The 17772-nt window shown below is 66.6% G+C and carries 17 protein-coding genes; 10 read left to right on the top strand and 7 right to left on the bottom strand.

Going from position 1 to position 17772, the window contains the following annotated elements; all coding sequences use genetic code 11:
- Positions 1 to 12: 12 nt before the first annotated feature.
- Positions 13 to 639, bottom strand: coding sequence for a LysE family transporter (locus ACVJ6E_RS04445; protein ID WP_208996692.1), 627 nt, complete (start codon positions 637 to 639; stop codon positions 13 to 15).
- A gap of 207 nt (positions 640 to 846) precedes the next feature.
- Between ACVJ6E_RS04445 and ACVJ6E_RS04450 the strand changes: the two genes are divergently transcribed.
- Positions 847 to 1533, top strand: a complete 687-nt coding sequence (locus ACVJ6E_RS04450; RefSeq protein ID WP_208996691.1) for a hypothetical protein — start codon at positions 847 to 849, stop codon at positions 1531 to 1533.
- A gap of 86 nt (positions 1534 to 1619) precedes the next feature.
- On the opposite strand, the gene ACVJ6E_RS04455 is transcribed toward ACVJ6E_RS04450, so the two are convergent.
- A complete protein-coding gene (locus tag ACVJ6E_RS04455) occupies positions 1620 to 2882 on the bottom strand; it encodes a L,D-transpeptidase family protein (RefSeq protein ID WP_120268735.1) in 1263 nt (420 codons plus the stop codon).
- A gap of 342 nt (positions 2883 to 3224) precedes the next feature.
- Between ACVJ6E_RS04455 and ACVJ6E_RS04460 the strand changes: the two genes are divergently transcribed.
- The gene (locus ACVJ6E_RS04460; RefSeq protein WP_120268734.1) at positions 3225 to 3983 is read left to right on the top strand and encodes a hypothetical protein; all 759 of its coding nucleotides are present in this window, start codon (positions 3225 to 3227) and stop codon (positions 3981 to 3983) included.
- A 117-nt stretch (positions 3984 to 4100) separates the two neighbouring features.
- Here the strand turns inward: ACVJ6E_RS04460 and ACVJ6E_RS04465 are convergent, their stop codons facing one another.
- Positions 4101 to 4919 (bottom strand): class II glutamine amidotransferase, encoded by an 819-nt coding sequence (locus tag ACVJ6E_RS04465; protein ID WP_120268733.1) that lies wholly within the window; start codon positions 4917 to 4919, stop codon positions 4101 to 4103.
- A gap of 299 nt (positions 4920 to 5218) precedes the next feature.
- On the opposite strand from ACVJ6E_RS04465, the gene ygfZ reads away from it, so the two are divergent.
- The 4 genes from ygfZ (at position 5219) to ACVJ6E_RS04485 (ending at position 8389) form a co-directional block, all read left to right on the top strand.
- Positions 5219 to 6139 carry a CAF17-like 4Fe-4S cluster assembly/insertion protein YgfZ gene (gene ygfZ / locus ACVJ6E_RS04470; protein ID WP_491676397.1) on the top strand — a complete coding sequence of 307 codons (921 nt, stop codon included), beginning with the start codon at positions 5219 to 5221 and terminating at the stop codon, positions 6137 to 6139.
- A gap of 46 nt (positions 6140 to 6185) precedes the next feature.
- Entirely contained in the window at positions 6186 to 6797 is a 612-nt protein-coding gene (locus ACVJ6E_RS04475; protein WP_120268731.1) for an HD domain-containing protein, read from the top strand.
- Between the two features lie 90 nt (positions 6798 to 6887).
- Positions 6888 to 7427, top strand: coding sequence for a tyrosine phosphatase family protein (locus tag ACVJ6E_RS04480; RefSeq protein ID WP_120268730.1), 540 nt, complete (start codon positions 6888 to 6890; stop codon positions 7425 to 7427).
- Entirely contained in the window at positions 7424 to 8389 is a 966-nt protein-coding gene (locus tag ACVJ6E_RS04485; protein WP_120268729.1) for an NUDIX hydrolase, read from the top strand. Before ACVJ6E_RS04480 ends, ACVJ6E_RS04485 begins: the two co-directional genes overlap by 4 nt.
- A gap of 1 nt (position 8390) precedes the next feature.
- Here the strand turns inward: ACVJ6E_RS04485 and ACVJ6E_RS04490 are convergent, their stop codons facing one another.
- Positions 8391 to 8870 carry a MarR family transcriptional regulator gene (locus ACVJ6E_RS04490; protein WP_120268728.1) on the bottom strand — a complete coding sequence of 160 codons (480 nt, stop codon included), beginning with the start codon at positions 8868 to 8870 and terminating at the stop codon, positions 8391 to 8393.
- A gap of 120 nt (positions 8871 to 8990) precedes the next feature.
- On the opposite strand from ACVJ6E_RS04490, the gene ACVJ6E_RS04495 reads away from it, so the two are divergent.
- The 4 genes from ACVJ6E_RS04495 to ACVJ6E_RS04510 all read left to right on the top strand — a co-directional run bounded on the left by ACVJ6E_RS04495 (position 8991) and on the right by ACVJ6E_RS04510 (position 13986).
- On the top strand, positions 8991 to 9482 hold the full coding sequence (locus ACVJ6E_RS04495; RefSeq protein WP_120268727.1) for a PaaI family thioesterase: 492 nt from the start codon (positions 8991 to 8993) through the stop codon (positions 9480 to 9482).
- A 46-nt stretch (positions 9483 to 9528) separates the two neighbouring features.
- On the top strand, positions 9529 to 10218 hold the full coding sequence (locus ACVJ6E_RS04500; RefSeq protein ID WP_120268726.1) for an RluA family pseudouridine synthase: 690 nt from the start codon (positions 9529 to 9531) through the stop codon (positions 10216 to 10218).
- 221 nt (positions 10219 to 10439) lie between these two features.
- Entirely contained in the window at positions 10440 to 11717 is a 1278-nt protein-coding gene (locus tag ACVJ6E_RS04505) for a cell wall hydrolase (RefSeq protein ID WP_120268725.1), read from the top strand.
- A gap of 403 nt (positions 11718 to 12120) precedes the next feature.
- Positions 12121 to 13986, top strand: a complete 1866-nt coding sequence (locus ACVJ6E_RS04510; protein WP_158592672.1) for an EAL domain-containing protein — start codon at positions 12121 to 12123, stop codon at positions 13984 to 13986.
- Positions 13987 to 14007: 21 nt separating this feature from the next.
- On the opposite strand, the gene nadC is transcribed toward ACVJ6E_RS04510, so the two are convergent.
- The 3 genes from nadC to nadA form a co-directional block, all read right to left on the bottom strand.
- On the bottom strand, positions 14008 to 14877 hold the full coding sequence (gene nadC, locus ACVJ6E_RS04515; protein WP_120268723.1) for a carboxylating nicotinate-nucleotide diphosphorylase: 870 nt from the start codon (positions 14875 to 14877) through the stop codon (positions 14008 to 14010).
- On the bottom strand, positions 14877 to 16505 hold the full coding sequence (locus ACVJ6E_RS04520) for an L-aspartate oxidase (protein ID WP_120268722.1): 1629 nt from the start codon (positions 16503 to 16505) through the stop codon (positions 14877 to 14879). Before ACVJ6E_RS04520 ends, nadC begins: the two co-directional genes overlap by 1 nt.
- A gap of 126 nt (positions 16506 to 16631) precedes the next feature.
- A complete protein-coding gene (gene nadA / locus ACVJ6E_RS04525; protein ID WP_120268721.1) occupies positions 16632 to 17717 on the bottom strand; it encodes a quinolinate synthase NadA in 1086 nt (361 codons plus the stop codon).
- Between the last annotated feature and the right edge of the window lie 55 nt (positions 17718 to 17772).

Here is a 17772-nt window from a genome sequence, read left to right on the forward strand (position 1 = left end):
CCCGGCGCGCCCTCACAAAAGGTAGAGATGGACGAAGATCGCCAGGCCGAAGACGCATAGGGCTCCCCCGGCAACGCGATTGATCCACAAGAGCCAGGTGTCGTTCATTCTTTCGCGCAAATGCGAAACGAGCGACGCCAACAGGACCCACCAGACCAGCGCGCCTGTCAGAACGCCGAGCACCAAGGTGGCGGCGCCGATATAGTTGCCCGGATCCGGTGCCCATTCGCCGAGACTGCCGAAGATCGCCAGAAACCCGAGCACCACGCCCGGATTGGTGGCGGTCATCGCGAACCCGCCGACCAGGCCGGACATAAGTCCTTGCGGCGCCTCGTCGCCGGCCTCGAAATGCGGCCGAGACATCAGGATGCGAAGGCCGAAGAGAATCACCAGCACGCCGCCGACCGACTGGATGATCCGGCTGTGCTGCTCGACGAAGTCCGACACCACGGTCACGCCGAAGGCCGCGAAGGTGGCATAGAGCCCGTCGGCGAGCATCGCGCCGAATCCGGCACACAAGCCGGGCAACAGCCCTGAGCGGAACGCGCGCTGGATGACAGCGATATTGACGGGGCCGACCGGCGCACTGGTGGCGATACCGATGCCCAGCCCGATGAAAAAGAATAACGGTTCCTGCAAAACTGCCAGATCCCTTGCCCGCGGCTCGATCCCGCAGCCTGCCTTGCGAACAATCCCTAACCAACGCCGTCGGCAAGCTCAACCGTCGAGGCGCAACACGCGTGCGGCCTACAGCGTTGCCGTGCTCGCCAAGGCGTGATTCCCCCTCGCCCGCGCTTGGTATAGGGTCACCCGCGAGACCCGCCCCCGACAACAGGAACGACCGACATGCACCTTGGCCCGGCTCTCGCCGCCCTCCTGCTCACCGTGGCGCTCAACAGTTCCGCCATTGCGCAGGCTGCGACCGTGAAGACGGAACGGATCCAGGTGACGCCCACCGAAGAGCCTGCGGACGGCACCCGCATCCCCTCCGATGCGCTTGAGGTTCCCGCCGCTGCTCCGGAGCCGGGCACCGCCGCCTCGGGCGCCTATGGCGCGCAGCCTCTCCATCTTCCGGAAGTGAAATACGGCGACGCCGACCTCCCCAAGGCGGTCGCCCGCATGCGGTCCCAGCTGCTTGAGGCCGCGCATGCCGGGGATCTCGACCGCTTCCGCATGGTGCTGGAGGGCAACGAGATGATGCCCACCCTCTCCTTCGGCGAGACGGGCGACCCGATCGAGTTCATCAAGTCGAGTTCGGGCGACGGAGAGGGCCTGGAGGTGATGGCCATCCTGACCGAGCTGCTGGAGACGGGCTATGTCCATGTCGATCAGGGCACGGCGCAGGAAATGTACATCTGGCCGTATTTCTCCCGCATCCCCCTCGCCCGGCTGACCAACGAGCAGAAGGTGGAGATGTACCGCGTCGTCACGTCCGGCGATCTTGCCGACATGGAGGCAACCGGCGCCTGGACCTTCTATCGCGTCGGCATCGGCCCGGACGGGACGCTGCATTATTTCGTCGCGGGCGACTGACGCTCGCGGGGCGAGACCCAGGACGAAACGAAAAGGCGGCGGAGGATGACCTCCGCCGCCTTTTCTCATTTCAGGCCCTCAGCGCTTTACTGGCGCGTCATCACCACGAAGTCGGTGCCGAGCCCCGAATGCAGGCTGAACGGACGGTCGGTGACCATCAGCGAGGAACCGAGGGCGAGGTTCCCCTCCACGAAGGCGCGGGCCTCGTCGGTCCACTCGATGCGGTCGAGCACGCTTTCCGGCGAGCGGTTTTCCGCCTCGTCCGCGACAACGGTCATCCAGCGCGGTTCGGCGCCGGGCGCAACGCCGGCAATGGCAGTGAACAGATGGGTGCCGAGCGGCTGGTCCGGGTCCTTCAGCACCACATTGGCCGAATAGACCTCCTTGAACTTGCGCCGCACGTAGAGCCGGCCGGTTGCCGGCCCCACCTCGCCCGCATCGGCGTAGAGCGCGCGCAGCACAAGGTCGGTCGGCTCGCCGGTGATCGGCAGTTCGGCCCCCTCCTGGAACAGGCGGATCGCCGCGCGGGTCTTGCGCCCCATCACGCCGTCGGCCGGCCCCGGATCGTAGCCGAGACGGTCGAGAACCCGCTGCATGTCGCGCACACGCTCCCGCGCGGAGGTCGGCGTCACGAGAATGCGCAGCGGCTCGCTCGGCAGTTGCAGCGCCGGCTCGGTCGGGCCGATCGAACCGACGGTGCCGGCCTCGCCGTCCGTGACGGCGCCGGGCAGGCCCGGCCGCAGTTCTGCAGCCAGGCTGGCGACTTCCGTCTCTGCCAGGCGCAGGGCGGGCAGCGCCGCATGGGTGACGGCGCGCGGTTCGGCCCGCTTTCGCGTCACAACCACATGGGCGCCGCGATCCGTCATCGAGAAGAGCTGCTGGGCAAAGCCACGCGGCATGCGGATGCAGCCATGGGAGGCCGGATAGTTCGGCACCACGCCTTCATGCAGGGCGATGCCCGACCAGGTCAGGCGCTGCATGTAGGGCATCGGTGCGTTGTTGTAGAGGTTCGAGAAGTGACGGCGGCGTTTCTCCAGGATGCTGAAGACGCCGGTCGGCGTGCCGTGCCCGCGCTTGCCCGACGATATGCGGGTGGTCTCGATCAGCTGCGTTCCGCGGTAGACCTCCAGCTTCTGGTCGTCCAGCGAAACGAGGATCTGCAAGGGCATGTCGGTAGCGTCGGCCTGCGCCGCTGCACCCGCGCCTGCAATCGGGGTCATCGGAGCCGCATCGCGGGCGATCGCGGTGCCGCCCGCCATCGCCATCGTTCCGGCGGCGATCAACAATGCGGCAAGGGTGGACGAGAACCGGCCGGCGCCGGGAAAGGTCTCGCGGGGAATCTCGATCATTCGAACAACCTTCGCAGTCTCACGGATGCGGCTTGGGCAGAAGGTAGCGCAAAGCCGTAAACCCCTCGTTATTTGCCGCAGATCCTGCCTCGAAACCCGCTCAACTTGCCGTGATTGCTGTCACAGCCCGGCGCTTGTTGCGCCTGTGTGCCCGATTCGCGCTTGTCCACATCAAACAGCGCTTCTTCATGAAAATAACCTTGCCCTTGCGGGGCGTTTCCCAATTGCGACTCAGGTCGCGATTCGGAATCGTTTAACCAAGACGGCCATCTCCGGCCGGACACCCAAAAGACAAGACGAGAGATCGCGCCGCCCCTGTAGGGGCCGGCAAAGGAGATTGCCGTGTTCAAGAGCCAGAATAGCCAGAACCGCACCAACACACCGCGCTTCACCGACATCAACGATATCTGCATGTCGGATTGCCCGGTGGAGGTGGATGCGCTGCCGGCGGTCAACAAGTTGCTCCATCACCACGCCTGCTTCCGCAACATGAGCGAGACGTTCGAGGCGGGGATCTTCGACATCATCGAGATGAACTTCGTGGAGTGCAATCCGGCCCAGGAGCGCGCCTTGCGAGAGCTGGTGCACCTGCTGTCGCGGCGGATCCTCGACATTTTCGAGGCATCGCTCCTGATGAAGCAGCTGGCGCTCGAGGACGGCACGGCGACGCTCTCCAGCGGCCAGATCGCCGCCTTCATCGAGACCGCCCGCGAAGAAGCGCAGATCCAGTGCCTCGACATCAACGAGCTGCGTCCGGCCTCCGAGGAATTCGCCTATGCCGCCGTGCTGAAGACGGTATTCGACGAGCTGCGCGCCTATCTCGGCCTGCCGACGTTGGATCTCGAATTCCTGATCGTAGACATCAAGGCCTGCCTCGATCTCGTCGTCCAGCGGCACGTCTGGCGGCGCATCCGCATCGAGACCGAGACCCACCGCCGGGTCGGCGAGCAGATCGAATCCCTGATGGCTCTCGCCAGCGATGCCGGCCACAACCGCATCCCGCGGCTCTTCACCATTCGCCCGATCCCGGCGAGCGCCCGCATCGCTTCGATCACCGCCGCTTTCGGCAACGGTCGCGGCTCCCTGCCGAGCCCTGCCTGATCCTGCTCTTTCTTCCGCCAGGCCTTTTCGACTGAAAAACCCCGCTCGGAACCGCGCGGGGTTTTCCATTGGAACTGTCCGGAAGGGATTTCCGGCGCGCCGACGATCTCGTCAATTTCAGGCGGACAGCGACCGTAGAGAAGCGGACACGGGCGACGATGCGGCTGCGATAGCGTGCAGATCGAGCCTGCCCGGCGTCAGTTCGTAGAGCATGTCCTGCTCGACCGCCCGCCAGCGTGCGCACGGCCCCTCCAGCGGCTCGGACGCGAAGGCACGCCCGCCATGATCGAGGCAGTCCGACAGATAGAGCGTGGGCGCCTGACGGTCGTCGGCAAACCGGAACGCAAAAATCCGCGTCCCGTCGCTGAAGGCGCAGGTCAGGCGGATCGGCTGGCCGGCCGTGCCACGCCGCTCGGCAATGGCAAGCAGCTGGTCCAGCGTCTTACGCAGCGCCGCCGGCGCATCCACGTCCAGACCGTTGGACAGCATCATCAGGAAGAAGAGTTCGGAATCGGTCGTGCCCCGGCGCAGGGCATAATAGTTATCCCCGATCAGCGCTTCCATGTCCCGCCGCAAATGTCCGAAATTGCCGATGCCGCCATTGTGCATGAACGCCCAGCGCCCATGGGTGAACGGATGGCAGTTCTCGCGCGACGAGGCACCGGTGGTCGCGGCGCGCACATGCGCCAGGAACAGGCCCGAGCGCACCAGCCGGCAGATGCTGGGCAGATTGGTGTCCGCCCAGGCCGGCAACACGTCCTTGAACAGGCCCGGCTCCGGAAGGTGGCCGTACCAGGCGATCCCGAAACCGTCGCCATTGACGCGCAGCTTCGCCTCCTGGGCGTCCTGGCTCTGCACCAGCAGCGAGTGGCGCGGCCGGGCGATGATATTTTCCAGCGGAATTTCAGTACCGATATAGGCAGCCAGGCGGCACATGGCGGCAAACCCCAGAAACTGCCGGAAATGCCGGCAACAGGGCCCGATAGCGGGAGATGGGTGATCGCGGACCCGATACGGATCCTAGCGCGAAGTGGGTAACAAACCGTGTCGAATTTTCGGCAGGACACCCGACGTTCCGCGCTTTTGCGCAGGTTTCGCGCAACGGCGAAGGCGGAGCGGCTCCCCTTGTTGGGCGCAGCGTTCCGGCCTATGTCGCGAGAAATGGATTGCGGCCGACGTGAGTCGGCTTGCACCATCGGCATTCACCGCGAGGAAATCCGAGGAGCGGCGACGCGATGAGTGAAGAGACACCCAACGAGCCCGCAGCAATGGGCGATGGCAACGGGATCCTCGTTCCCCTGCCCTCGCGGGCGGTCCTGCGCGTCGCTGGGGCGGATGCGCACGGCTTCCTGCAGAACCTTCTGACCTGTGACATGGACGATGTCGACGCGGATGGCGCCGGTTACGGCGCCCTGCTGACGCCCCAGGGCAAGATCCTGTTCGACTTCCTGGTGGTCGCGGACGAGGCCGGCTACCTGCTTGATACGCTGCGGGAGACGGCAGCGGACTTCGCCCGCCGGCTCGGCTTCTACAAGCTGCGCTCCAAGGTCGAGATCGCCGACGTAAGCGAGACCTGCAAGGTCGCGGCCTCCTTCGGGCAAAAACCCGAGGCCGATGGCTGCATCGCGGTTGCCGACCCGCGCCTTGCCGGGTTCGGCTGGCGCGTGTTCGGCCCGCCCGCCGTCATCGACGTGCTTGCCACCGGCGAGACCGAGACAACCTATCACGCGCGCCGCGTCGCAGCCGGCGTACCGGAAGCGCCCTTCGACTTCGCGCTGGGCGATGCGTTCCCCCATGACGCGGACATGGACGATCTCAACGGCGTTGCCTTCGACAAGGGCTGTTTCATCGGCCAGGAAGTGGTGAGCCGAATGCGCCATCGGGGCACCGCGCGCCGCCGCATCATCAAGGTCGCCGGAGAACGCGACCTACCCGCCTCCGGAACGGAGATCCTTGCCGGAGACAAGCCCGCCGGGACGCTCGGGACCATCGATGGCAGCGCGGGCCTTGCTCTGGTCAGGCTCGACAGGATCGCCCAGGCACGCGCGCGCGGCGAGCCGGTGACGGCAGGCGGCGTGCCGCTGGAGCCGGCATTGCCGGATTTCGCCCGCTTCACCTGGCCGGAGACTGCCGCAGCTGCGGAGACCACCGAATGACGGCGCCCCGTTCGTGAGCCGCCCTGCCGGAAAGAAAGCGGAGCCGATGCGCGCCTGGCAGCGGATGCTGTCCGGCCGCCGGCTCGACCTGCTCGACCCTTCGCCGCTCGATGTCGAGATCGAGGACATCGCCCATGGCCTTGCGCGCGTGGCGCGCTGGAACGGCCAGACCATTGGCGACAACGCGTTCTCCGTCGCCGAGCATTCGCTTCTGGTGGAGCGGCTTGCACTGCAGATGGAGCCGGGCCTTTCGCCCGACAGCTGCCTGACCATCCTGCTGCACGATGCACCAGAATACGTCATCGGCGACATGATCTCGCCGTTCAAGGCGGTGATGGGCGGCAGCTATAAGGAGATCGAGGCCCGGTTGCAGGCGGCGATTCACCTGCGCTTCGCCCTGCCGGCAACAACGCCTGCGATCCTGCGCAAGCTGACCAAGAAGGCCGACCATGTCGCCGCCTATTTCGAAGCAGTGGAGCTTGCCGGCTTCAGCGACGAGGAAGCCTGCCGCCTGTTCGGCGAGCCGACCGGTTTCCCGAAGCGACGCGGGCAGCCGCCGCGCCTGGGGCTACACGCCTTGCCGGTCGCGCAGGCACAGAAACTGTTCCTAGACCGCTTTTCCGAACTCGAACGTGTTCGTGCATCGGCAAGCCGGTGACATGGGCGGCTGCAAGCCCTAAATAATTCAGGTGGACGCCGCGGCATCGGATGCGGTGTCGGTGCAGGTCAGGAAGACACAGGGAACGCCATGATAACCGTCTGTTCGCTCGCCCGTTTGCAGGAAACAGTGGAGCGGACCGGCGCGCGCAGAATGATCACCCTGATCAACGCAGGTACGCGGGTCGACCGGCCCGCCAGCATCGCTGCCGACGACCATCTTTTCCTCGCCTTCAACGATATCACCGCTCCCGCCGAGGGACTGACCCCTCCCGGGGAAGCGCATGTGCGCGAGCTGCTCGACTTCGTCGGCGACTGGAACCGCTCAACACCGTTGGTGATTCACTGTTTCGCCGGCATCAGCCGCTCCACCGCCGCAGCTTTCATTGCGACCTGCGCGCTTGCTCCCAAGGCGAACGAGATGGCGCTGGCCGGCGCGCTGCGGCGCGCTTCGCCGTCGGCGACGCCCAATGCCCGGCTGGTGGCGCTTGCCGACACGCTGCTGGAGCGTGAAGGCCGGATGGTCGAGGCGGTCCGCTCCATCGGCCGCGGCGCGGATGCCTTCGAGGGCACCCCGTTCACCCTGCCGGTCGCACCGAGCGATTCGCGAGCGGGTCCGGGGCGCGCATGATCGAGATCGGTCTCAACGCCGTCATCGTTTCCGTCGCCGCACCGCAGCCGCAGGTTCTCACTATCGCGGCCCCTCCAAACACCAGCGTTCCCTCGCTGCCCTTCGGCCCGTTCGATCCGACCCGCCACCGGACATTCGAGATCGGCCTGCGCGAATGGGTGGAGGAACAGACCGCGCTGAAACTCGGCTATGTGGAGCAGCTCTACACGTTCGGCGATCGCGGGCGGCATCACATCCATTCCGACGCCGGCCCCCATGTGGTCTCGGTCGGCTATCTGGCCCTTGCCCGCCAGACGCCAAAGTCGGACGAGGCCCTCACCCAGCAGAATGCGCAGTGGCGTTCCTGGTACTCGTTCTTCCCCTGGGAGGACTGGCGCGACGGCATGCCGCCGATGGTCGAACGCGAGATCCTGCCCGCGCTGAAGCGCTGGGCGGAGGCACCTGTTCCCGAACACAGCCCGCCGCGCGGCAACACGCGGGAGGACCGCGTCCATCAGGCCTTCTCGGTCACCGACGGAATGTGGAACGAGGAGCGCGTCCTCGACCGCTACGAGATGCTCTACGAGGCAGGGCTGCTGCACGAGGCGCAGCGCGACGGACGGCCGGCTGCGCAGGAGCGCGCGGGCCAGCCTCTTCTTGGCCAGCCGATGCTCCACGACCATCGCAGGATCCTGGCGACCGCCATCTCGCGCCTGCGGACCAAGCTGAAATACCGCCCCTTGATCTTCGAGCTGATGCCGCATGCCTTCACGCTGACGGACCTTCAGCGCTGCGTCGAGGCGATCTCCGGCCGGCACATCCACAAGCAGAACTTCCGCCGGCTCGTCGAAAAGGGCGATTTGGTGGAACCCACCGGCGAGACCTCGACCCAGACCGGAGGACGCCCGGCCGCACTGTTCCGCTTCCGCCACGAGGTGCTGAAGGAACGTCCCGCCCTCGGGCTGCGGGTCGGCGGTCGCTAGCCTATACCGCTTTCCGGACATAGGTTCCGGTTGCTGCCTCGGCCTCTTCGAGCAGGTCCCAGAGCTGGGCCACCTTCTCCGGTCCCATGGCCCGGCGCATCGCCCCTTCCGCCCGGCGCCAGCCAGCAACCGCCAACTCAAATTCCGCCCTTCCGGCCACGGTCACCGCGAACCGTCGCTCGCGGCGGTCGGTTCCGGACGCTCCGGCCACAAGGCCCGACGCATCGAGACGCTCGAGTGCGCGTGTCAGCGTGCTCCTGTCCGCTCCCACAACCTCGGTCAGTTCGGATGCGGTCATCGCGTCCGCCTCCGCAAGTGCCGCAAGAACGGCAAATTGCTGAGGCGTAAGACCACTGCCGCTGTCGGCAATGGCCCGCTCGTAAAGCCGTGTGACGACACGGCCGGCCCGATGGATGCGGTGACAGGAGCACAGGAGGTTCGATGCCATGCCCCAGCGTATCACAGCGGTATATGCGTGCATAGGCACGCAATATCCGCGACAAGACGATCTACAAACGTTTTCTCGTCTTGCCACGCCCACTTGCACCGCGTCGCATCACATGATTAGGTGCATATGCACGCTTAAGGGAGACGGCAGCAGATGAACATCGAGACGCGCACTTTCGGCCTTGCCGACCCGGCAGAAGCGGCAAAACTGACGGGCATCGGCCAGCTGGAGGCAATGATCGCCGGCCGTTTTCCGGCCCCGCCGATCTGCCGCACGATGAACTTCATCCTGACCGACGCGAACGCCGAGGGCTTTGCGCGCTTCGAGGGCGAGCCCTCCTTCGATCACTACAACCCGCTCGGCACCGTTCATGGCGGCTGGATCGCCACCATCCTGGACTCGGCTCTCGGCTGCGCGGTTCACGCGACACTTGGCATGGGCGAGGGGTACACGACTGTCGAGTTCAAGGTGAACAACGTCCGGCCGGCCTTCGAGACCAGCGGCCTGCTGACCTGCGAGGGGCGCGTCCTGCATCGGGGCCGGCGCATGGCGACCTCCGAGGCCCGGCTTGTCGACAGCGCGGGCAAGCTCATCGCCCATGGCGTCGAAACCTGCATGATCTTCCCCGCAGGCGAGGCCCGCTGACCGCAAGCCGCTTGCACTGACGGCGTGCGGGCGTATTGATCCGCCCATGTCGAGCCAGTACCCGCCTCAGATCCGGCCCCTGCCCGAGCGCAGCTACGCCCCCGAGCGCGAGCCGTTCCTTGTCGTGCTGCATTGCGACGACGACATCCTCGTCGTCGACAAGCCAAGCGGGCTCCTCACCGTTCCGGGGAAGGATCCCGCGCTTGCCGACTGCGTCGCGGCGCGGGCGCTCTCGCTCTACCCGCAATCGCGCATAGTCCATCGCCTCGACATGGACACATCCGGCGTGCTTGTGCTGGCGATGAACCCTGCGGCGCACCGCCATCTCGGCCTGCAGTTCGAGCGGCGCCATGTCGCCAAGACCTATCTTGCCCGCGTTGCCGGCAGCCCGTCCCAGGACGGCGGCACGATCGACCTGCCGCTGCGCTGCGACTGGCCGAACCGCCCCCGGCAGATGGTCGACCCTGAAGAGGGGCGCAGCGCGCTCACCCACTGGCGCGTTGTTGAGCGCGAGCGGCACGCGACACGGGTGCAGCTCGAACCGCTGACAGGTCGCTCGCACCAGCTGCGGGTGCATCTGCTGGCCATCGGCCACCCGATCCTCGGCGACCCGCTCTATGGCGACAGCGAGTCGCGCCAGGCGGCATCCCGGCTGCAACTGCATGCGCAGAGCCTGACATTGCACCATCCCAACGGCGGCGAGCGCATGACTTTCTCGGCTCCCTGCCCGTTCTGAAAAGTCCTGTCCGGCAAACAATTTCCCCCGATCCGGCAACACTGTCATTAACCAAGAACAGTGCCCCTCCCCTCCGCCTTTCGAAAGATTTCCGCGGTGTTTTGACCGCATTAACTCTCTCTCAAGGTTAAACGGCGACGATCAATTCAATCGATCTCGCCGTAGGCCCGTGTGGTCCGGCGCCCCAGACACGCTAGCCGCATGGACCGGAGTTGCCGCGTATGACTGGCACGGTGCAGACCTTCGACCCCCGCCAAGCCCCGCGGTGGCTTCGTACACGCAGCACCGGCACGCCGGGCCGCTACCGGCGCCAGCCGGCGGCGAAGCGCTCGAAATGGCGGCTCGCAGCCCTTGCACCGGCGATCTATCTCGCCTGGTCGGGCGGCATCGGTCAGCAGGACATCACGGCCCTTATCGAGGCAAGCCGGGGCAGCGCGCCGCGCTGGATGTCGGCCATCGAGGCCGCACCGCATTCCAGCAGTGTGACGCCGAGCTTGGTGCTCGCCGATGCCTCCCAGGGGCGCCAGCAGGATGCGCCGGATTACGCGATCACCAATGCCGCTCCGGGCACCGATGCCGCCGTCATTCGCGGCCTCGAGAACTTCGCCAAGGAAAGCGCGCCGAAGGCCCCGCCCGCTCAGACGCCGGTCAATCGCAAAGCCAAGGGCGACCGCTATGTCTCGCTTGCCCCGGACCGCCAGATGACCGGCGTCGCCGCCGGCTCGGTCTATGCGATGAGCAGCATGATCGGCAGCAAGACCCCTTCGGACATGCCGCGCGTCGCCTTCGTGCGTCCCAACCTGCCGGCCGGACTGTCCGGCACCGCTCTGGCCGCTGCCGGTGGCAAGACCGAGGGCGAGGCTCTCGATCTCGTCCGGCTGGCGATGGCCCGCAACGTCGCCGCCACCAGCGTCTCCTATGCCAGCGCCTATGCGCCCCAGGGCATGGACAATGTCAGGGCGCCGTTCGAAGCGCTGCTGGGCGGTTCCGGCCTGCCCCAAGCGGCGGAGGACGAGGCCTCGCTCGAGACCAACGCCAAGAGCGATCCGTTCTGGTGGGCGAACCGCGCCCTTCCCGCCAGCGTCATCACCTCCAAGGAACAGCGCTGCCTTGCCGAGGCCGTCTATTTCGAGGCCCGCGGCGAGCCGCTCGAGGGGCAGGTCGCCGTTGCCCAGGTGGTGCTGAACCGTGTGCGGAACCCGGCCTATCCGGAGACGATCTGCAAGGTCGTCTACCAGAACCGGCACCTGCGCAACCGCTGCCAGTTCTCGTTTGCCTGCGACGGCATTCGCGACAATATCGGCGAGAAGCCGCAATGGGAGCTGGCGCAGAAAGTGGCTCGCGAGACCGTTTCGGGCCAGCGTTATCTGGAAAAGGTCGGTGCTTCGACCCACTATCATGCGACTTATGTGAGCCCCCGCTGGGCCCGCTACATGAAGCGGCTGGACCGGATCGGCCAGCACATCTTCTACCGGACCAAGGGCGGCGGCTGGAGCTGAGGCAAGCCGCTCCCCGTCTCCCGTTTTCCCCAGTATCCATATCCGCAAGGCCGCCACGGGTTCGTTGGCGGCCTTGCCTTTAACATTTGCCCCTTAAGCCCTCCCGGCGAGGCCAGTTGCGGCCCATTGGCGACAATTCGTTTTAATTGCTGCATTTCCGGGAGAGGACGATTTCATGTTTTTCGTGGATGCATCTGCACGGCTGGCCCCGCGCCTGTCTGCAGTCATACCGTCATCCTTTTCAGGCATGCTCCGCAAATATCTGACCGAATCGGCCCACCCTCCGGCGCAGGCGGCATCCAGGGAACGTCTCCTTGCGTGTGCACTCCCCTCCCCGCAACGCGATGCGCCCCAGGAAGATCAAGCCGAATCTCATCCGGAAGAGCGAGCAGAGGCATCGGGAATGAGCGAAACCTCCCATCGGATCGCCGCCGCCTGGCAGAGCGCACAGAGCCTGCCGCTGTTCATGACGCAAGCGGAAGCTGCGCTCGACTATGCGTTCCAGCCGATCGTCGACATCGATTCCGGCGAGGTCTACGGCTACGAGGCGCTGCTGCGGCAGGTGGAGAAGCTCGGCTTTCGCGCCCCGCGCGACGTCTTCGACCACGCCCATGGCATCGGCTGCCTTGCCGAGCTCGAAACCCTGCTGCGCCGCAAGGCCATCGCCAAATTCTCGCGCATGAAGGCTGCCGAGAAGACCAAGCTGTTTCTCAACATCGATGCCCGGAACCTCGCTGCAACCGAGGACATGCTGGACAGCACCATCGCGGCGGTGACCGCGCACGGCCTGTCGCCCTGGAACATCTGCCTCGAAATCCCGGAAATCCACGAGCGCCTTGCCCAGGACGATCTGCGCGACCTCGTCAGCCGGGCACGTGATCGCGGCTTCGGCATCGCGCTCGACGATTTCGGCCAGGGCTATTCACAGCTGCGCGTGCTCTACCAGTACGAGCCCGGCATCCTGAAGATCGACCGCTTCTTCATCACCGCGCTGCAGAACGACGCGCGCAAGCGCCTGTTCGTGTCGAGCGTCGTGGAACTGGCGCATGTGCTGGGCATCCGGGTGGTCGCCGAAGGTGTCGAAACCCCGTCCGAGCTGCGGGCCTGCCGGGACGTCGGCTGCGATCTGGTCCAGGGCTATGTGGTCGCCCGCCCCTTCACGGATCTTGGAGAGGCACGGCCGAGCTACCCGGTGCCGACCGACCGTCCGCTGCGCTCCGACATGCGCAAGGTCGCCGAGCGCGACTTTCTGGAGCGCGAGATGGTCAAGCTCGCCGCCATCAGCGAGACGGGCAGCATCGCCCACGCGCTCGAGATCTTCCAGGCCAATCCGCACCAGAGCGTCCTGCCCGTGCTCAACGCCGCCGGCGAGCCGCGCGGCCTGATCCGCGAGGCGGACCTGAAGAGCTTCCTCTATCTCTCCTTCGGGCGGGATCTGCTGCTCAATCCGACGCTCGACAATCACCTGCAGCGCTTCGTGCGGCCCTGTGCGGTCGCCGACATCAACGCTCCGCTCGACCGGCTCGTCGATCTCGGCACGGAGGACTTCTCCGACGGGCTCCTGGTGACGCGGGCGGGGCGCTATGTCGGCTGCCTCCTCGCCGGATCGCTGCTCAAGATTTCCAACGAGGTCCGCCTGCAGATCGCCCAGGACCAGAACCCGCTGACCAAGCTGCCGGGCAACTCGGCCATCGCCGACCATGTGACGCGGGCCTGTGCCGAACCTTCGCGCGACCGGGCCTTCTGCTACATCGACTTCGACAATTTCAAGCCGTTCAACGATGCCTACGGCTTCCGTATCGGCGACCGGGCGCTGATCCTGTTCGCCGAGCTGATGAAGCGCCGGCTCGACACCTTGCGCGCCTTTGTCGGACATATCGGCGGCGACGACTATTTCGTCGGCCTGGAAGAGTGGACGCCCGACCGGGCCGGCCGGCTGATGGCCGAGCTTCGCGAGGAATTCGCCCGCAATGTGGAGAGCCTCTACAGCCCCGAGCACCGGCGCCAGGGCTATATCCTTGCCGAGGACCGCAAGGGGCGCGTCCAGACCTACCCGCTGCTGTCCTGCTCCATCGCGATCCTGCACATCCCGACCGGTCTTTCGATCGAGAACCTCGACCTCTTGAGCAACCACATCGCCCGCCTCAAGCAGCGCGCCAAGGCGGAGCCGGGCGGTGTCGCGGTCGCGACCTTCGGGGCCGACAGCGAGGACCGCAGCGCGGTGGAAGCGCTGCACAAGACGGCGGAGCGGCTCCGGGAAGCGCTTTAGGCTATCCGGAGCGCTGCTGCGTCAGCCGATCTCGATATCGAGGCCGAGATCCAGCACCGGCGCCGAATGGGTGATCCAGCCGACGGAAATCAGGTCGACGCCCGTTTCCGCAATGGCCGCAACGGTCTCGAGGCTGACGCCGCCCGAGGCCTCCAGCACGACCTGCCCTCCGGCGATCGCAACGGCCTCGCGCAGGCGGTCCGGCTGCATGTTGTCGAGCATGATCACATCCGGCTTGGCCTCCAGCGCCTCGCGCAGCTGGTCCAGCGTATCGACCTCCACCTCGATGCGCACGAGATGGCCGGCAAAGCGACGCGATGCCTCGATGGCCTGTCGCACCCCGCCGGCAACCGCGATGTGGTTGTCCTTGATCAGGATCGCGTCATCCAGGCCGAAGCGGTGGTTGGCACCGCCGCCGCAGCGCACCGCGTATTTCTCGAAAGCCCTCAGGCCCGGCGTCGTCTTGCGGGTACAGACGATGCGGGCCTTCGTGTGGGCGACAAGATCGGCGAAGGCAGCCGTCGCCGTTGCCACGCCCGACAGATGGCCGAGATAGTTCAGCGCCACCCGTTCGGCCGACAGCATGCCGCGTGCCGGTCCCGACACGCGCATCACGAGATCGCCCGGCTCCAGCCGGTCGCCGTCGCGCGCCAGGATCTCGACATCGATGGCCGGATCGCTCAGGCGGAAGGCAGCTGCGGCCAGATCGACACCGGACAGGCGTCCGGGGCGGCGGGCCGCGATCACCGCGCGCGCGCCGATCTCCGGCGACAGCGTCGCCTGGGCGGTGATATCACCCGCCCGGCCCCAGTCTTCCAGCAGTGCCGCGCGCACTGCGTCCTCTACCATCAGAGCAGGGAGCACCGGCAGGTTGGTTCCAGCACTGGTCATCATGCGTCTCCGACGGCCGGCAGGGCCTCGACGGCCCGGCGGCCGATGTCGCTGTCCACCGCCTTCCGCACCACGCCGGCAATGTCCTTCGCCGTCAGATAGGTGCGGCGGGCGAAGGCGGGATCCTCCTGCGGATAATCGGCGCGCGAATGCCCGCCCCGGCTTTCGCGGCGCAAAAGCGCGGCCGCGGCAACCGCCTTGCCCGCGGTCATCATGTTGCGGATCGAGCGGCGCTTGCAGCGCGCCTCCAGCGCGTCGATCACGGCAAGCGCGCCCGTCAGGCCCTCGGCCGTGCGCACCACACCCACACCGTCCGCCATGGTCCGGCGCAGCAGGCTGATCGCCTCGCGCTCCACCTCGTTGCGGCGGCTCGGCTCCTGGATGTGATCGTCGATGCCCGGCCAGTGCGCCGTGCGCGGATTGGGCATCTGGTTCTGGATGTCCTCGGCAACACGCGCGGCAAAGACCACCGTTTCCAACAGCGAGTTGGAGGCAAGCCGATTGGCACCATGGGCACCGGTCGAGGCGACCTCGCCGGCCGCCCAGAGATTGTCGAGAGAGGTGCGACCGTTGGCGTCGGTCAGCACGCCGCCCATGTGATAGTGCTCGGCCGGCGCCACCGGGATGGGCTGGCGCACCGGATCGATGCCGGCCTCCATGCAGGCGGCATAGACGGTCGGGAAGCGCTCGGGAAAGCTCTCGCCCAGCGCCTCGCGGCAATCGAGGAACGCCCCGCGTCCGGCAAGGTTCTCGGCAAAGACCGCCCTCGCGACGACATCGCGCGGCGCCAGTTCCTTCAGCGGATCGACCGTCTCCATGAAGCGGCTGCCATCGGCGTTGATGAGCGTTGCCCCCTCGCCGCGCAGCGCCTCGGAGGCGAGCGGCGCCGGGTCGCGGCCAACATTGAGGGCGGTGGGGTGGAACTGGACGAATTCGGTGTCGGCGACCACCGCGCCGGCATTGAGGGCCATGGCGAGGCCCTGGCCGTTGGCTTCCGGCGGATTGGTCGTCACCGCATAGAGGTGCCCGATGCCGCCGGAGGCCAGAACAACCGCGTGGGCGGGGAAGGCAAGGCGCTCGCGGTCGCCGCGGCGACGGGCGAGCACACCGGTGACGATCCGGCCCTCATGCAGCAGTTCTTCGCCCAGATACCCCTCGACCACCCGGATCGACGGCGTGTTGCGCACCGCAACGACCAGCGCGTCCATGATCGCACGACCGGCCATGTCGCCGCGCACGCGCACGATACGGTTCATCGAGTGCGCCGCCTCGCGCGACAGCTGCAGCCGCCCTTCCAGGTCCATGTCGAAGGGAACGCCGTAGCCGAGCAGGTCACGGACGCGCTCGCCCGCTTCTTCCGTCATCAGGCGGACGATCTTCTCCTCGCACAGCCCGCCGCCGACGGCGATGGTATCGGCTGCGTGAGCGGCCGCGCTGTCTTCGTCGGACACGGCTGCGGCAATACCACCTTGCGCCCATGCGGAGGACGCGCCCTCGCCGATGGGAGAGGCGGAGAGAATCGTCACCGGGCGCGGCGCCAGCTTGAGCGCGCAGAACAGGCCGGTCAGACCGCCGCCAAGAATGACGACATCATCGATATGGGAAGTCACGGGACGTGGCGACGTCATGAATTTCGTCCGGAAGGCCGGCAGCCGGGCGGCGGCCGGAGGAACGACGGTCGGGGCGGGCCGCCACGCGGCAATGCCGGACGCTGGCCGCGCCCGGCATTGGCTGTGTTGCCGTTGGAAGGACGATCACATCTTGAGGTTGATCATCCGCTCGACCGCAGTGCGCGCCCGGGCGGCGACCTGCGGATCGACCGTCACCTCATCCCGCATTTCCAGCAGGCAGTCCAGGATCTTGGACAGCGTGATGCGCTTCATGTGCGGGCACAGGTTGCACGGACGGACATAATCCACGCCCGGCGTCTCCGAGGCAATGTTGTCGGCCATCGAGCACTCGGTGACCAGCATCACCTTCTCCGGCCGATTGGTCTTGACCCAGTCGATCATGCCGGCGGTGGACCCGGTGAAGTCGGCCTCGTCGACCACTTCCGGCGGGCATTCCGGGTGAGCGATGATCTTCACGCTCGGCTCGATCTCGCGGTATTCGCGCAGCTCCGCCGCGGTGAAGCGCTCGTGCACTTCGCAGGCACCGGCCCAGGTCAGGATCTCGACATCCGTCTGGCGCGCCACATTGGCCGCCAGGTACTGGTCGGGGATCAGCAGCACGCGCGGCGCACCGAGGCTCTCCACCACCTGCACGGCATTGGCCGAGGTGCAGCAGATGTCGCACTCGGCCTTCACGTCGGCCGAGGTGTTCACATAGGTGACGATCGGCACGCCCGGGTGCTTTTCGCGCAAGGCCCGCACGTCGGCGGCGGTGATCGACTCGGCCAGCGAGCAGCCAGCATTCATGTCCGGAATCAGGACCGTCTTGTCCGGATTGAGGATCTTGGCGGTCTCGGCCATGAAGTGCACGCCGCACTGGACGATCACGTCCGCGTCGGTCTTCGCCGCTTCCTTCGCCAGCGCCAGGCTGTCGCCGACGATGTCGGAGACACCGTGGAAGATCTCCGGCGTCATGTAGTTGTGGGCGAGGATGACGGCGTTCCGCTCCTTCTTGAGGCGGTTGATCTCGTGGATCACGGGAGCAAGCACCGGCCACTCGATCTCCGGAATCAGGTGACGGACCTTCTCGTAGATCGGCGCGGTCGCTTCCGCGACTTCCGGCGTGTAGGCAAGATGAGGACGCGGCAGCATCGAATAGCCGCTGGCCCGTGCGGGTGCGGCGGTCGAGCATCCGGCATTGCTGCCGATATCGAGTGCGATGGTGGCCATGACGACCTCCCTTGACTTCGTCCGGGCCTCAAGCTCGCGCAGGGCCCGACCTCTA

The organism is Stappia sp. G46H5W (genome assembly GCF_058448995.1).

Bases quoted from the DNA above. Each gene is read 5' to 3' on its own strand.
- ACVJ6E_RS04500 (WP_120268726.1), top strand. From the start codon at position 9,529: ATGTCGAGCCAGTACCCGCCTCAGATCCGGCCCCTGCCCGAGCGCAGC.
- nadC (WP_120268723.1), bottom strand. From the start codon at position 14,877: ATGACCAGTGCTGGAACCAACCTGCCGGTGCTCCCTGCTCTGATGGTA.
- ACVJ6E_RS04485 (WP_120268729.1), top strand. From the start codon at position 7,424: ATGATCGAGATCGGTCTCAACGCCGTCATCGTTTCCGTCGCCGCACCG.
- ygfZ (WP_491676397.1), top strand. From the start codon at position 5,219: ATGAGTGAAGAGACACCCAACGAGCCCGCAGCAATGGGCGATGGCAAC.
- ACVJ6E_RS04495 (WP_120268727.1), top strand. From the start codon at position 8,991: ATGAACATCGAGACGCGCACTTTCGGCCTTGCCGACCCGGCAGAAGCG.
- ACVJ6E_RS04480 (WP_120268730.1), top strand. From the start codon at position 6,888: ATGATAACCGTCTGTTCGCTCGCCCGTTTGCAGGAAACAGTGGAGCGG.
- ACVJ6E_RS04450 (WP_208996691.1), top strand. From the start codon at position 847: ATGCACCTTGGCCCGGCTCTCGCCGCCCTCCTGCTCACCGTGGCGCTC.
- ACVJ6E_RS04475 (WP_120268731.1), top strand. From the start codon at position 6,186: ATGCGCGCCTGGCAGCGGATGCTGTCCGGCCGCCGGCTCGACCTGCTC.
- ACVJ6E_RS04455 (WP_120268735.1), bottom strand. From the start codon at position 2,882: ATGATCGAGATTCCCCGCGAGACCTTTCCCGGCGCCGGCCGGTTCTCG.
- nadA (WP_120268721.1), bottom strand. From the start codon at position 17,717: ATGGCCACCATCGCACTCGATATCGGCAGCAATGCCGGATGCTCGACC.
- ACVJ6E_RS04505 (WP_120268725.1), top strand. From the start codon at position 10,440: ATGACTGGCACGGTGCAGACCTTCGACCCCCGCCAAGCCCCGCGGTGG.
- ACVJ6E_RS04520 (WP_120268722.1), bottom strand. From the start codon at position 16,505: ATGACGTCGCCACGTCCCGTGACTTCCCATATCGATGATGTCGTCATT.
- ACVJ6E_RS04490 (WP_120268728.1), bottom strand. From the start codon at position 8,870: ATGCACGCATATACCGCTGTGATACGCTGGGGCATGGCATCGAACCTC.
- ACVJ6E_RS04465 (WP_120268733.1), bottom strand. From the start codon at position 4,919: ATGTGCCGCCTGGCTGCCTATATCGGTACTGAAATTCCGCTGGAAAAT.
- ACVJ6E_RS04510 (WP_158592672.1), top strand. From the start codon at position 12,121: ATGAGCGAAACCTCCCATCGGATCGCCGCCGCCTGGCAGAGCGCACAG.